Source organism: Streptococcus mitis (assembly GCF_023109235.1).
Classification (GTDB): Bacteria; Bacillota; Bacilli; order Lactobacillales; family Streptococcaceae; genus Streptococcus; species Streptococcus mitis_DA.
Map to the genome: position 1 here is coordinate 143404 of NZ_JALDUC010000001.1, position 14448 is coordinate 157851.

Annotated in this window: 13 protein-coding genes; all 13 read left to right on the top strand. The window is 41.8% G+C overall.

Features of this window, described 5'->3' with window-relative positions; translation table 11 throughout:
* Positions 1-148: 148 nt before the first annotated feature.
* The 13 genes from M1F55_RS00780 to M1F55_RS00840 all read left to right on the top strand — a co-directional run bounded on the left by M1F55_RS00780 (position 149) and on the right by M1F55_RS00840 (position 14439).
* The gene (locus tag M1F55_RS00780) at positions 149-907 is read left to right on the top strand and encodes an isoprenyl transferase (protein WP_050127886.1); all 759 of its coding nucleotides are present in this window, start codon (positions 149-151) and stop codon (positions 905-907) included.
* Between the two features lie 8 nt (positions 908-915).
* Positions 916-1719, top strand: coding sequence for a phosphatidate cytidylyltransferase (locus tag M1F55_RS00785; protein WP_000189852.1), 804 nt, complete (start codon positions 916-918; stop codon positions 1717-1719).
* Positions 1720-1740: 21 nt separating this feature from the next.
* On the top strand, positions 1741-3000 hold the full coding sequence (gene rseP, locus M1F55_RS00790) for an RIP metalloprotease RseP (protein WP_247947074.1): 1260 nt from the start codon (positions 1741-1743) through the stop codon (positions 2998-3000).
* Between the two features lie 12 nt (positions 3001-3012).
* Positions 3013-4866: a proline--tRNA ligase gene (locus M1F55_RS00795; protein ID WP_247947075.1), complete on the top strand. Its 1854-nt coding sequence runs from the start codon at positions 3013-3015 to the stop codon at positions 4864-4866.
* Positions 4867-4964: 98 nt separating this feature from the next.
* Positions 4965-6344, top strand: coding sequence for a glycoside hydrolase family 1 protein (gene bglA / locus M1F55_RS00800; RefSeq protein ID WP_247947076.1), 1380 nt, complete (start codon positions 4965-4967; stop codon positions 6342-6344).
* Positions 6345-6535: 191 nt separating this feature from the next.
* Complete coding sequence (gene glmS, locus M1F55_RS00805; RefSeq protein WP_084950758.1) at positions 6536-8344, top strand: glutamine--fructose-6-phosphate transaminase (isomerizing); 1809 nt, start codon at positions 6536-6538, stop codon at positions 8342-8344.
* 118 nt (positions 8345-8462) lie between these two features.
* Entirely contained in the window at positions 8463-9512 is a 1050-nt protein-coding gene (locus M1F55_RS00810) for an LLM class flavin-dependent oxidoreductase (RefSeq protein WP_049542595.1), read from the top strand.
* Between the two features lie 219 nt (positions 9513-9731).
* Positions 9732-10739: a uroporphyrinogen decarboxylase family protein gene (locus M1F55_RS00815; RefSeq protein WP_023946744.1), complete on the top strand. Its 1008-nt coding sequence runs from the start codon at positions 9732-9734 to the stop codon at positions 10737-10739.
* 9 nt (positions 10740-10748) lie between these two features.
* On the top strand, positions 10749-10952 hold the full coding sequence (locus M1F55_RS00820) for a hypothetical protein (RefSeq protein ID WP_084947831.1): 204 nt from the start codon (positions 10749-10751) through the stop codon (positions 10950-10952).
* Positions 10953-10954: 2 nt separating this feature from the next.
* Positions 10955-11953: a uroporphyrinogen decarboxylase family protein gene (locus tag M1F55_RS00825; RefSeq protein WP_049499508.1), complete on the top strand. Its 999-nt coding sequence runs from the start codon at positions 10955-10957 to the stop codon at positions 11951-11953.
* A gap of 11 nt (positions 11954-11964) precedes the next feature.
* A complete protein-coding gene (locus M1F55_RS00830) occupies positions 11965-12843 on the top strand; it encodes a transporter substrate-binding domain-containing protein (RefSeq protein WP_023946740.1) in 879 nt (292 codons plus the stop codon).
* 177 nt (positions 12844-13020) lie between these two features.
* Complete coding sequence (locus tag M1F55_RS00835; RefSeq protein ID WP_004256697.1) at positions 13021-13713, top strand: amino acid ABC transporter permease; 693 nt, start codon at positions 13021-13023, stop codon at positions 13711-13713.
* Between the two features lie 3 nt (positions 13714-13716).
* The gene (locus M1F55_RS00840) at positions 13717-14439 is read left to right on the top strand and encodes an amino acid ABC transporter permease (protein WP_033686286.1); all 723 of its coding nucleotides are present in this window, start codon (positions 13717-13719) and stop codon (positions 14437-14439) included.
* Positions 14440-14448 lie beyond the last annotated feature (9 nt).

Consider the following 14448-nt stretch of genomic DNA (forward strand, 5'->3'; position numbering starts at 1 on the left):
CAGGTTGCTCAAAACACTGTTTTGAGGTTGCAGATAGAGCTGACGTGGTTTGAATTTGATTTTCGAAGAGTATAAATAGCTTAGTGATAGAAGAAAATAGGGAAATATGGTATAATGAAACGATAGATTTTTGAATAGGAATAAGATCATGTTTGGATTTTTTAAGAAAGATAAGGCTGTGGAAGTAGAGGTTCCGACACAGGTTCCTGCTCATATCGGCATCATCATGGATGGTAATGGCCGTTGGGCTAAAAAACGTATGCAACCGAGGGTTTTTGGACATAAGGCGGGCATGGAAGCATTGCAAACTGTGACCAAGGCAGCCAACAAACTAGGCGTCAAGGTTATTACGGTCTATGCTTTTTCTACGGAAAATTGGAACCGTCCAGATCAGGAAGTCAAGTTTATCATGAACTTGCCAGTAGAGTTTTATGATAATTATGTCCCGGAATTGCATGCGAATAATGTTAAGATTCAAATGATTGGGGAGACAGATCGCCTTCCTAAGCAAACTTTTGAAGCTCTGACTAAAGCTGAGGAATTGACTAAGAACAACACAGGTTTGATTCTTAATTTTGCCCTCAACTATGGTGGACGTGCTGAGATTACACAGGCTCTTAAGTTGATTTCCCAGGATGTGTTAGATGCCAAAATCAACCCAGGTGACATCACAGAGGAATTGATTGGCAACTATCTCTTCACCCAGCATTTGCCTAAGGACTTACGAGACCCAGACTTGATTATCCGTACTAGTGGAGAATTGCGTTTGAGCAATTTCCTTCCATGGCAGGGAGCCTACAGTGAGCTCTATTTTACGGATACCTTGTGGCCTGATTTTGACGAGGCGGCCTTGCAGGAAGCCATTCTTGCCTACAATCGTCGTCATCGCCGATTTGGAGGAGTTTAGGAGGAAATATGACACAGGATTTACAGAAAAGAACCTTGTTTGCAGGGATTGCCCTGGCTATTTTCCTACCAATTTTAATGATTGGGGGACTCTTGCTGCAGATAGCAATTGGAATCATAGCCATGCTAGCCATGCATGAACTTTTGAAGATGAGAGGTCTAGAGACCATGACGATGGAGGGCCTCTTGACCCTCTTTGCAACCTTTGCCTTGACCATTCCCTTGGAGAATTACCTGACTTTTTTGCCAGTTGATGGGAATGTGGTTGCCTATAGTGTTTTGATTTCAATCATGTTAGGAACGACTGTGTTTAGCAAGTCCTATACGATTGAGGATGCGGTTTTCCCTCTTGCTATGAGTTTCTATGTGGGCTTTGGTTTTAATGCTCTATTAGATGCTAGAATTGCAGGTTTAGATAAGGCACTATTAGCCTTGTGTATTGTTTGGGCAACAGACAGTGGTGCCTATCTTGTTGGGATGAACTATGGTAAACGAAAATTAGCTCCGACAGTTTCTCCAAATAAAACCTTTGAGGGTGCCTTGGGTGGTATTTTAGGTGCTATTTTAGTAACTATCATCTTTATGATGTTTGACAGAACAGTTGCTCTTCCGTATGGAATTTACAAGATGTCAGTCTTTGCTATTTTCTTTAGCATTGCTGGACAATTTGGTGATTTACTAGAAAGTTCGATCAAGCGTCACTTTGGTGTCAAGGATTCTGGGAAATTTATTCCTGGACATGGTGGTGTTTTGGATCGTTTCGATAGTATGTTGCTTGTATTTCCAATTATGCACTTGTTTGGACTCTTTTAATCAAAAGACGGAGGAAATACTATGCTCGGAATTTTAACCTTTATTCTGGTTTTTGGGATTATTGTAGTGGTGCACGAGTTCGGACATTTCTACTTTGCCAAGAAATCAGGGATTCTAGTGCGTGAATTTGCCATTGGCATGGGACCCAAGATCTTTGCTCATATTGGCAAGGACGGGACGGCCTATACCATTCGAATCTTGCCTCTGGGTGGCTATGTCCGTATGGCTGGTTGGGGTGATGATACGACGGAAATCAAGACAGGAACTCCTGTCAGTTTGACGCTTGCTGAGGATGGCAAGGTTAAACGCATCAATCTTTCAGGTAAAAAATTAGATCAAACGGCCCTCCCTATGCAGGTGACCCAGTTTGACTTTGAAGACAAGCTCTTTATCAAGGGCTTGGTTCTGGAAGAAGAAAAAACATTTGCAGTGGATCATGATGCAACGGTTGTGGAAGCAGACGGAACTGAGGTTCGGATTGCTCCTCTAGATGTTCAATATCAAAATGCAACTATCTGGGGGAAACTCATTACTAACTTTGCAGGACCCATGAACAACTTTATCTTAGGTGTCGTTGTTTTTTGGATTTTAATCTTTATGCAGGGCGGTGTCAGAGATGTTGATACCAACCAGTTCCATGTCATGCCCCAAGGGGCTTTGGCTAAGGTAGGAGTGCCAGAAACGGCACAGATTACCAAGATTGGCTCACATGAAATTAGTAACTGGGAAAGTTTGATTCAGGCTGTGGAGACAGAAACCAAAGATAAGACATCCCCAAGTTTGGATGTGACTATTTCTGAAAATGGTAGTGACAAACAAGTTACGGTTACCCCAGAAGAAAATCAAGGTCGCTATCTTCTAGGTGTTCAACCGGGGATTAAGTCAGATTTTCTGTCCATGTTTGTAGGTGGTTTTACAACCGCTGCTGACTCAGCTCTCCGAATTATCTCGGCATTGAAAAATCTGATTTTCCAGCCGGATTTGAACAAGCTAGGTGGACCTGTTGCTATCTTTAAGGCAAGTAGTGATGCTGCAAAAAATGGAATTGAGAATGTCTTGTACTTCTTGGCAATGATTTCCATCAATATCGGGATTTTTAATCTTATTCCGATTCCAGCTCTGGATGGTGGTAAGATTGTGCTCAATATCCTAGAAGCCATCCGCCGAAAACCATTGAAACAAGAAATTGAAACCTATGTCACCTTGGCTGGAGTGGTCATCATGGTTGTCTTGATGATTGCTGTGACTTGGAATGACATCATGCGACTCTTTTTTAGATAATCGAGGAATATTATGAAACAAAGTAAAATGCCTATCCCAACGCTTCGCGAAATGCCAAGCGATGCTCAAGTTATCAGCCATGCTCTTATGTTGCGAGCTGGCTATGTTCGTCAAGTATCTGCAGGTGTTTATTCTTACCTACCACTTGCCAACCGTGTGATTGAAAAAGCTAAAAACATCATGCGCCAAGAATTCGACAAGATTGGTGCGGTTGAGATGTTGGCTCCTGCCCTTCTCAGTGCAGAATTGTGGCGCGAATCAGGTCGTTACGAAACTTATGGTGAAGACCTTTACAAGCTAAAAAACCGTGAAAAATCAGACTTTATCCTAGGTCCAACTCACGAAGAAACCTTTACAGCTATTGTTCGTGATTCTGTTAAGTCTTACAAGCAATTGCCACTCAACCTTTACCAAATCCAGCCTAAGTATCGTGATGAAAAACGCCCACGTAATGGACTTCTTCGTACACGTGAGTTCATCATGAAGGATGCTTACAGTTTCCACGCTAACTATGATAGCTTGGACAGTGTTTATGATGAGTATAAGGCTGCTTATGAGCGTATTTTTACTCGTAGTGGTTTAGACTTCAAGGCTATCATTGGTGACGGTGGAGCCATGGGTGGTAAGGACAGCCAAGAATTTATGGCCATTACACCTGCTCGTACAGACCTTGACCGCTGGGTTGTCTTGGACAAGTCAGTTGCCTCATTTGACGAAATTCCTGCAGAAGTGCAAGAAGAAATCAAGGCAGAATTGCTCAAATGGATGGTTTCTGGTGAAGATACCATTGCTTACTCAAGTGAATCTAGCTATGCGGCCAACTTGGAAATGGCAACAAACGAGTACAAACCAAGCAACCGTGTTGTCGCTGAAGAAGAAGTGACTCGTGTGGCAACTCCAGATGTTAAATCAATCGATGAAGTTGCAGCCTTCCTCAATGTTCCAGAAGAACAAACGATCAAAACCCTCTTCTACATGGCAGATGGTGAACTTGTTGCGGCCCTTCTAGTTGGAAATGACCAACTCAACGAAGTTAAGTTGAAAAACCATTTGGGAGCAGATTTCTTTGACGTTGCTAGCGAAGAAGAAGTGGCGAATCTTGTTCAAGCAGGGTTCGGTTCACTTGGACCAGTTGGTTTGCCAGAGAATATTAAAATTATTGCAGATCGTAAGGTGCAAGATGTTCGCAATGCAGTTGTTGGTGCTAACGAAGATGGCTACCACTTGACTGGTGTGAACCCAGGTCGTGATTTTACTGCAGAATATGTGGATATCCGTGAAGTTCGTGAGGGGGAAATTTCTCCAGACGGGCAAGGAGTCCTTAACTTTGCGCGTGGTATCGAAATTGGTCACATCTTCAAACTCGGCACTCGCTATTCAGCAAGCATGGGAGCAGATGTTTTGGATGAAAATGGCCGTGCTGTGCCAATTATCATGGGATGTTACGGTATCGGTGTCAGCCGTCTCCTTTCAGCAGTGATGGAGCAACACGCTCGCCTCTTTGTTAACAAAACGCCAAAAGGTGAATACCGTTATGCTTGGGGAATCAACTTCCCTAAAGAATTGGCACCATTTGATGTGCACTTGATTACTGTCAATGTCAAGGATGAAGAAGCGCAAGCCTTGACAGAAAAGCTTGAAGCAAGCTTGATGGGAGCTGGTTACGAAGTCTTGACAGATGACCGTAACGAACGTGTCGGAGTCAAATTCAGTGATAGCGACTTGATTGGATTGCCAATCCGTATCACTGTTGGGAAGAAAGCGGCCGATGGCATCGTAGAAGTTAAGATTAAAGCGACTGGTGATACTATCGAAGTTCATGCAGATAACGTGCTTGAAACGCTTGAAATCCTCAGCAAGAAATAAAAACTATAATCAGAAGAAAAACAAGGAAAAAATGTAACTAGTTTTTACCTTGTTTTTTCTGTATAATGGGAAAAATGAGTAGATAAAGAGGTAAATGTATGCTAAGATTTCCAAAGGATTTTGTCTGGGGATCCTCTACTTCTGGACCACAAACAGAAGGACGTGTAGCTGGTGACGGTAAGGGAGATAATCTCTGGGATTATTGGTACCAAGTGGAGCCAAATCGTTACTATAATGGGATTGGTCCAGATAAAACATCAACCTTTTATGAAAACTGGGAAAAGGATATTGAGCTACTGTTAGAGACTGGTCATACGGCCTTTCGGACTTCTATTCAGTGGTCACGGATTTTTCCACAAGGGCGTGGAAAAGTCAATGCTCAAGGTGTGGATTTCTATCGTAAGGTTTTTGAGGCTATTAAGGCTAAGGAGATTCGTCTTTTAGTCAATCTTTATCATTTTGATTTGCCTTTTGCCCTTCAAGAGGATGGTGATGGTTGGGAAAATAAGGCGACTGTTTCAGCCTATGAAGACTATGCTCGTTTTTGTTTTGAGATTTATGGAGATTTAGTGGATCAATGGATTACCTTTAACGAGCCAATAGTTCCAGTAGAATTTGGCTATTTTTACGATGCCCATTATCCACATAAGGTGGATGCAGAGGCAGCCGTTAAAGTAGCTTATCATACACAATTGGCCAGCAGTCGGGCGGTTAAGGCTTGTCATGAACTTTTGCCAGATTCCAAGATTGGGATTGTCTTAAACTTGACACCGGCTTATCCACGTAGCCAGCATCCTGCTGATGTCAAGGCTGCTAATATTGCGGACCTTTTTCAGGCCCAATCTTTCTTAGATCCGTCTGTTTTGGGGACTTATCCACAGGAGTTGGTAGAAATCTTACATGAATACGGTCTCTTGCCTGATGCTACAGAGGAGGAGTTGGATATCATTCGTGACAATACTGTGGACTTCCTTGGTGTCAACTACTATCAACCTTTGCGTGTTATGGCTCCTCGATTTGCGAAGCATCCAGAGAGTCCTCTTTTGCCAGAACATTTTTATGAGCCTTATGTGATGCCTGGACGTAAAATCAATCCTCATCGTGGCTGGGAGATTTATGAGCAAGGGATTTATGACATTGCCCAAAATATCAAGGAAAATTATGGTAATATCGAGTGGATGTTGACAGAGAATGGTATGGGTGTTGAAGGGGAAGAAAAATTCCGTGAGAATGGAATGATTCAAGATGATTACCGTATTGACTTTGTAAAAGGTCATCTTCGCGAACTTCACCGTGCCATTGAAGACGGAGCCAATTGTAAGGGCTACTTGATTTGGACCTTTATCGATTGCTGGTCATGGCTCAATAGCTATAAAAATCGCTATGGCTTGGTCGAATTAGACTTGGAAACGCAAGAACGTCGTCTGAAGAAATCAGGGCACTGGTTCAAGGAATTAAGCGATAATAATGGATTTTAAAAAGGACTCTGACTGATTATCCTAATTGGTCAGAGTCTTTTGCTAACAGGAGCGTAATTTGAACTATACCAATTTTTACTCTTGACAAGTGAAAGAAACAAGTATATACTGTTTTTGCTGATTCTATAAAAGAGGAATTAGACTATACCAATTTTAAGGAGAAAGCACAGCTGGTCTGTGTCGTATATACTATGTGTGGAATTGTTGGTGTTGTTGGAAACACAAATGCAACTGATATTTTGATTCAAGGGCTTGAAAAGCTCGAATACCGTGGCTATGATTCTGCGGGGATTTTTGTCCTAGGTGGTGCTGAAAACCACTTGGTGAAGGCTGTTGGTCGTATCGCAGAATTGTCTGCTAAGACAGCTGGTGTTGAGGGGACAACGGGTATCGGACATACTCGTTGGGCTACTCACGGAAAACCAACGGAAGACAATGCTCACCCACATCGCTCTGAGACTGAACGTTTTGTTTTGGTGCACAATGGGGTCATTGAGAACTACCTTGAAATCAAGGAAGAATACCTTGCAGGTCACCACTTTAAGGGGCAAACAGATACTGAAATCGCTGTTCACTTGATTGGAAAATTTGCGGAAGAAGAAGGTCTCTCTGTTCTTGAAGCCTTCAAAAAAGCTCTTCACATCATCCGTGGTTCTTATGCTTTTGCCTTGGTTGACTCACAAGATCCTGAAGTCATCTACGTAGCTAAAAATAAATCACCACTCTTGATTGGTCTTGGTGAAGGTTATAACATGGTATGCTCAGATGCTATGGCTATGATTCGTGAAACCAACCAATACATGGAAATTCATGACCAAGAGTTGGTAATCGTCAAGGCTGATAGTGTGGAAGTTCAAGACTATGATGGAAATCGTCGTGAGCGTGCTAGCTACACTGCTGAGCTAGACTTGTCAGATATCGGTAAAGGAACTTACCCTTACTACATGCTTAAGGAAATTGACGAGCAACCAACTGTTATGCGTAAACTAATCCAAGCCTACACAGATGAGGCTGGTCAAGTAGTAGTAGACCCAGCTATCATCCAGGCTGTTCAAGACGCAGACCGTATCTACATCCTTGCAGCTGGGACATCTTACCACGCAGGATTTGCTTCTAAGAAAATGTTGGAAGAATTGACAGATACACCAGTTGAACTTGGAATTTCATCTGAGTGGGGTTACGGTATGCCACTTCTCAGCAAGAAACCACTCTTCATCTTTATCAGTCAGTCTGGTGAAACGGCGGATAGCCGTCAGGTTTTGGTCAAGGCTAATGAAATGGGAATCCCAAGCTTGACAGTGACAAACGTACCAGGTTCAACTCTTTCACGTGAAGCCAATCATACCATGCTCCTTCATGCAGGTCCTGAAATTGCCGTAGCATCAACAAAGGCTTATACAGCACAAATTGCAGCCCTTGCTTTTCTTGCAAAAGCAGTAGGAGAAGCAAATGGCAATGCTAAAGCACAAGTCTTTGACTTGGTTCATGAGTTGTCAATCGTAGCTCAGTCTATCGAATCAACTCTTTCAGAGAAAGAAACCATTGAAGCCAAGGTTCGTGAGCTTCTTGAAACAACTCGCAACGCCTTTTATATTGGGCGTGGTCAAGATTACTACGTAGCTATGGAAGCAAGCCTTAAACTCAAAGAGATTTCTTACATCCAGTGTGAAGGCTTTGCGGCAGGAGAACTCAAGCACGGAACTATTGCCTTGATTGAAGAAGGAACGCCTGTTTTGGCTCTCTTGTCAGATCCAGTCCTTGCCAACCACACTCGTGGAAATATCCAAGAAGTGGCAGCCCGTGGTGCCAAGGTTCTCACTATTGCAGAAGAAAATGTTGCCAAAGATACAGACGACATCGTTCTTACGACCGTCCACCCTTACCTCTCACCAATTTCAATGGTTGTGCCAACGCAATTAGTCGCTTATTTTGCAACACTCCACCGTGGCCTTGATGTGGACAAACCACGTAATCTTGCTAAATCAGTAACGGTAGAATAAGCTAAAAAAGTCTAGTTATCTAGGCTTTTTCTTGTGAGCAAATGGGTTGCTTGTACTCAAGATTCGTGTTAGAATAATTTTTCAAAATGAAGGACCGGAATAGACAAGGAGAATCACTGTGGTAGAATTGGGAATTTCAACATTTGGAGAAACAACGGAGCTTGAAGGGACTGGGCAAACTTACAGTCATGCTGAACGCATTCGCCAGTTGCTGGCAGAGATTGAACTGGCTGACAAGGTTGGTTTGGATGTGTATGGGATTGGTGAGCACCATCGAGCGGATTTTGCGATATCTGCGCCAGAGATTGTTCTGGCAGCTGGGGCAGTCAATACCAAGAAGATTCGTTTGACCAGTGCAGTCAGCATTCTCTCAAGTATGGATCCGATTCGATTGTTCCAACAATATGCCACTATCGATGCTTTGTCAAATGGACGTGCGGAGATTATGGCCGGAAGGGGTTCTTTCACGGAATCTTTTCCCTTGTTTGGCTATGATTTGAAAGACTACGAAGCTCTTTTTGATGAGAAATTAGACTTGCTTCAATTAGTCAATGAAAAGATAAAACTAGATTGGCAAGGTCGATTGACCCAAACAATCTCTGGCAAAGAAGTTTATCCTCGTCCAGTTCAGGACAAATTGCCCTTGTGGATAGCGACAGGTGGTCATGTCGAATCAACTGTGAAGATTGCTCAGGCTGGTCTACCGATTGTTTATGCTATTATTGGTGGCAATCCGCGTTATTTTAAAAAGTTGATTCAGGCTTATCGTGAGATTGGAAGCGAAGCGGGTTATGCCAGTCAGGAACTAAAGGTTGGAGCTCATTCTTGGGGTTGGATTGCTGAAGATGGTGAGCAGGCTGTAAAAGATTATTTCCATCCGACTAAGCAAGTGGTGGATGCTATTTCCAAAGACCGTCCGCACTGGCAGGAATTGCGTTATGAGCAATATTTGGAGCAAGTTGGGCCAAATGGTGCTATGTTTGTGGGCAATTCAGATCAGGTGGCCGAAAAATTGATTCGCATGATTGAAGACTTAGGTTTGGATCGCTTTATGTTGCACCTACCTCTTGGTTCTATGCCTCATGAACAAGTCCTGAGAGCTATTGAACTCTTCGGTACACAAGTTGTACCCAAAGTACGGGCTTATTTTGCCATGAAAGAGGCTTAATAAAAAATCCTAATCAGGCTGATAAAAAATCTATATAACAACTATTTTAAAAAAGCAATAAACAAAAAAGAATCTCTGAAAAGCTAGTAAAATCAAGCTTTCCAGAGATTTTTTCGTTATTGATATAAACAATATCAATCAAGTCGATAGTCAATATATATTGGGAAAAGGTCAAAAGGAGTGGTAAGATGGTTTCAATCCAAATGGAAGGAGAAAAGTATGACAAGTAAAAGAGAGCTAGTTTTTAAAGCCATCCGAGGAGAAGAGGTGGAACGAGTTCCTGTAGGCTTTTGGTTTCATTTTGTAACACTGGAGGAAAAAGGGCAAGGTTTAAATAACCCACGTATCTTTCAAAAAAGTGTAGAGGGACATCGGAAGTACGTTGAAAGAATTCATCCTGATTTTGTCAAAATGATGAGTGACGGATTTTTCATTTATCCAAGTAATGTCTACAGTCCTTTGGTTTCAAGTATTCAGGAGCTGGCTTCTATTGAGTCGATTGGTGAAAACCATCCTTGGATTCAGCAACAAGTAGAAGTGGTAGAAGCTATTCGAGCAACCTTCACTGAGGACATTGCTTCATTCTACAATATCTTTTCTCCGATTTCCTACCTGAAACGTTGGTTTCGTACAGAGACTTCTAGAGGTGATAAGGAGGTTGCTAATCTATTACTCGAAAATCCAGAGCTATTCAGGGAGATTTTAGATGTAATAGCTGAGGATATCGCAATCCTAACCAAGGCAATCATTCAGGATTGTGGAGCAGATGGGATTTACCTCAGTACACAAGAAATTCAGGATGAGCGCATCACAGCAGAATTGTATCAGACCTATATTGAGCCAAGCAACATAAAGGTTTTAGAAGCTGCTAATCAGGCAGGTGGGGTCAATATCCTGCATATCTGCGGTTTCCAAGGTGCCAGTAACAATGTGACTATTTTCAAAGATTATCCAGCCCAAGTTTTCAATTGGGCAACCCACCATGAAGCAGTCAGCTTACCTCAAGGTCAGGAGCTATTTCATGGCAAAGCGGTCTTGGGTGGTTTTGAAAATGGAAAGCAGAGCCTGCTTTATGGAGGTAGCAAGGCTAAACTACAAGAGGAAACCAAACGCTTGTTGGCTGAAGCTGGGACTAGAGGAGTCCTTCTTGGAGCGGATTGCACGGTTCCAGATGACTTTGAATTAGAACGATTGGACTGGATTCGTCAGGCTGCTATTTTAGAATAGGAGGGCATTATGAAAAGGAAAAAGTGGCTATTGGTAGGGACGGCCCTCGGCTTTGTCATCTTACTTGCGATCAGTCTTACAAAGGGACTTACTTGTAAGGAAGGGCCAAGTTGTCATGGGATTCAGGATTTTCAGAAGAGAAGTCTTCGCTTTATTCAAACCAATGATATTGCCAGTGTTTTATTAGTTGAAAAAGAAAGAAATGGAGAATAGAGATGTCAGAAAAAAGAGAATGGGTTTTAAAAGCATTTAGAGGAGAAGTGGTTGACCGTGTACCTGTAGGTTTTTGGCACCACTTTACATCAGAAGAGGAATGGTTAAAGGGATTTTCCAATCCTGTGATTATTGAAAAGAACATACAAGGTCACAAACGTTTTATCCGTGACCTACATCCAGACTTTATCAAGTTGATGAGTGATGGCTATTTTGCTTATCCAAATCCAGTTATTGCCAAAGGAAAGTCACTCCAAGAGTTGGCAGAGATTCAACCTCTGGGTGAAGATCATCCGTGGATTAGAGAGCAGGTAGAATTAGTGAAGAAGATTAAGCAGGAGTTTACGGAAGATATTGTTGCTATTTACAATATTTTTGCGCCTGTGACCTACCTCAAATGGTTACTTGGAGAAGTGTCTGGTGGAGATGATCTCATTGCAGATTTCTTAGTTCAAGATTCTCAGAAATTGAAAAAAGTCCTTGATGTGATTGCGCAAGATATCGCTAGCTTGAGTCAAGCTATTATTAAAGATGCAGGAGCAGACGGTATTTATCTCAGTGTGCAAAGTATTCAGGATGCGCGTGTCTCTGCTGAAGCCTATCAGGAGATTATTGCGCCGAGTGAACTGACTGTTTTAAAAGCGGCTAAGTCGGTTGGTGGGGTAAATATCCTTCATATCTGTGGCTATGAAGGAGCTCGAAACGATATTCATATCTTTGCCGACTATCCAGCTCATGTTTTTAACTGGGCAGTTGGTCCAGAAGGAATTAGCCTAAAAGAAGGTCGTGAGATTTTCAAGGGTCGTGCTGTTCTGGGAGGATTTGAAAACGGTGAAGATGGCCTTCTTTATCGAGGCAGTAAGGAAGAAATTCAAGCTGAAACCAAACGATTGGTAGAAGAAACAGGAAAAGAGGGCTTCATACTTGGAGCAGATTGTACCATTCCGAGTGATATTGCAGTGGAGCGTATCCAGTGGGTGAGAGAGGCATTAGATAAATAAAGGAGAAGAATATGAGTAAGAAAACATGGATTATTGGTGGAGTTGCGGTTGCGGCAGTGCTTGGAGCAACGATTATTGGTAGAACTTTGGCGGGAGCATCTGCTAAAGGTGCAGATGCAGTTTCATCTGGACAAGTAACAACTTTAAAAGTTGCCCATACTCAAAACTATGTCCCTTATGATTTTATTGACGAAAAAGGGGAATCAGATGGTTATGAAGTCGCTGTTTTAAAGGCGGTTGATGAGAAATTAGCAGATTATAAATTTGAGTATACTGGAACTAGTGATGATGATCTCTTGATTGGACTTGAGTCTGGCAAGTACGATATTGGAACTAAAGGTGCTTGGTATACAGATGAACGGGCTAAGAAATTTATTATTCCATCTGAGCCAGTAGGAGCCAGCATTATTGGTTTTACTGTTAGAAAAGAAGATGAAGCCAAATATAAGAATATTGATGATTTTGCCAAAAATAAAGGAAAATTAGTACCCATCTCTCCTCAAAATGCCCAGTGGAATGTCATCAATAGTTATAACGAGAAGCATAAGGATACACCAATTGAGTTGACAGCTGCTGAATCCTTCAAGGTGGCAGATGCTTATGCTTGGGTTTTAGAAGGACGATATGATGCCTTCTTTGATATCAAGTTGTCTTTTGAAAAAGCAGTGACAGCAGAGGATGGTTCTTACCACCAATATGCGGACAAACTTAGTTGGTTCCCTTATAAAGGAATTCCAACCTATCCATTAATTCACCGTGATGAAAAGGGTGAGAAGTTTGCTAAAGAGTATGAAAAAGCGATTAAAGAATTAAAAGAAGACGGTACTTTAGCTAAGCTTTCTCAAAAATACTTTAAAGAAGACGTCTTTAGCTACGTTGATAAAGATTAGATGAACAATCAGGCATGTTATACTCTTCGAAAATCTCTTCAAACCGCGTCAACGTCGCCTTGCCGTAGGTATGGTTACTGACTTCGTCAGTTCTATCCACAACCTCAAAACACTGTTTTGAGCAACCTGCGGCTAGTTTGCTTTTTGATTTTTATTGAGTATTAGAAAGAGGTTTATATGGTTTCATATGATTTTTCAAGAGTGTTCCAATTTTTACCAACCTTATGGCAGGCTCTTCCGATGACCTTGTCCATTCTCTTTTTTACTACAATCCTCGGTTCCCTTTTCGGTGGCTTACTGGCTTGGGCTCAAGTGGGAGAAGATAAGACTTTTGCAGGTCTTTCTAAGGGTTATATTTTCACTCTTCGCTGTACTCCTCCTATTGTTTTACTATTCCTTGTCTTTTATGGTTTACCTGAATTTTTAAAATGGTGGTTGAATTTAGATATCAACAACTGGTCTAAGACGGTCTTCGTCTTATTCACCATGGTCTTGCTATTTGCGGCTATCATTGCAGAAGTGTTTAAGGCTTCTTATCAGGCAATTCCCAAAGGTCAGATGGAAGCTGGAGTCAGTATTGGTCTGACCCCTAGTCAGACATTTTGGAGAATCATTTTTCCTCAGGCTTTTCAAGTGGCTCTTCCAAATATGACGACCGCTATTCTAAATTTGATGCGGGACGCTGCCCTAGCATATACGATTGGTTTTGTGGATGTCATGGGGGCTGGGAATCTCTTAATCAGTCGTAATTTGGGGAATTACTCTCTTGAAACCTATACAGCGGTTGCCATTCTTTATTGGGGTGTAGCCTTAGCTGTTTCCTTCTTGAGTCGCTTGTTAGAAAAATCTTTGGAAACGAAAGGGAGATAGGATATGGATTTAGACTATATTGCAAAAACCTTTTTAGAGACCTTAAAAGGGGTACCGACCACCTTGATTATCATGATTGTAGCCATGGTCTTAAGTTTTCTACCAGCCTTGTTTTTAGCTCTGGGACAAATATATAAAGTCAAAGGTGTTCGAACTTTCTCTCTCGTGTATCTAGCTTTTATAAGAGCAACACCTCCGATTTTGCTGATTCTTTTCTTTTATAGTTTGTTTCCGAGTTTGCTCAATCAATTTCTCAAAAGCATAGGAAGTGATGTTGATATCTTTAAACTCAATCCGATCTATTATGCTTTTATTATCTATAGTTTGATGACGACAGGTAGTTTATCAGAAATCTTACGTTCGGCTATTTTGACTGTGGATAAGGGACAATTAGAAGCTGCACAAGCGATTGGCTTAACCACTAGTCAAGCTTATGTGAGGATTATTTTTCCACAGGCCTTGCGATCAGCCCTGCCCAATCTGGCTAATCTAGTTATAAATATTGTAAAAGGAACCTCTTTGGTCTTTGTGATGACCATTAAGGATATTACAGCTATTGCCCGTGTTGAAGCATCTTATGGTTATCAGTATTTTGAATCCTATTTTGTGATCTTTTTACAGTACATTCTTATTTGCGGATTGATTCAATGGGGCTTTTCAATCTTAGAGAAACGCTATATTCGAAGAGAACAGGGACAAGTGGTGCCCCGTACAGGTTTAGCATAGGAGGAGACA

What these genes read in the sequence shown, in the direction of transcription:
- M1F55_RS00780 (WP_050127886.1), top strand. Translation starts at nt 149, where the DNA reads ATGTTTGGATTTTTTAAGAAAGATAAGGCTGTGGAAGTAGAGGTTCCG.
- M1F55_RS00785 (WP_000189852.1), top strand. Translation starts at nt 916, where the DNA reads ATGACACAGGATTTACAGAAAAGAACCTTGTTTGCAGGGATTGCCCTG.
- rseP (WP_247947074.1), top strand. Translation starts at nt 1,741, where the DNA reads ATGCTCGGAATTTTAACCTTTATTCTGGTTTTTGGGATTATTGTAGTG.
- M1F55_RS00795 (WP_247947075.1), top strand. Translation starts at nt 3,013, where the DNA reads ATGAAACAAAGTAAAATGCCTATCCCAACGCTTCGCGAAATGCCAAGC.
- bglA (WP_247947076.1), top strand. Translation starts at nt 4,965, where the DNA reads ATGCTAAGATTTCCAAAGGATTTTGTCTGGGGATCCTCTACTTCTGGA.
- glmS (WP_084950758.1), top strand. Translation starts at nt 6,536, where the DNA reads ATGTGTGGAATTGTTGGTGTTGTTGGAAACACAAATGCAACTGATATT.
- M1F55_RS00815 (WP_023946744.1), top strand. Translation starts at nt 9,732, where the DNA reads ATGACAAGTAAAAGAGAGCTAGTTTTTAAAGCCATCCGAGGAGAAGAG.
- M1F55_RS00820 (WP_084947831.1), top strand. Translation starts at nt 10,749, where the DNA reads ATGAAAAGGAAAAAGTGGCTATTGGTAGGGACGGCCCTCGGCTTTGTC.
- M1F55_RS00825 (WP_049499508.1), top strand. Translation starts at nt 10,955, where the DNA reads ATGTCAGAAAAAAGAGAATGGGTTTTAAAAGCATTTAGAGGAGAAGTG.
- M1F55_RS00830 (WP_023946740.1), top strand. Translation starts at nt 11,965, where the DNA reads ATGAGTAAGAAAACATGGATTATTGGTGGAGTTGCGGTTGCGGCAGTG.
- M1F55_RS00835 (WP_004256697.1), top strand. Translation starts at nt 13,021, where the DNA reads ATGGTTTCATATGATTTTTCAAGAGTGTTCCAATTTTTACCAACCTTA.
- M1F55_RS00840 (WP_033686286.1), top strand. Translation starts at nt 13,717, where the DNA reads ATGGATTTAGACTATATTGCAAAAACCTTTTTAGAGACCTTAAAAGGG.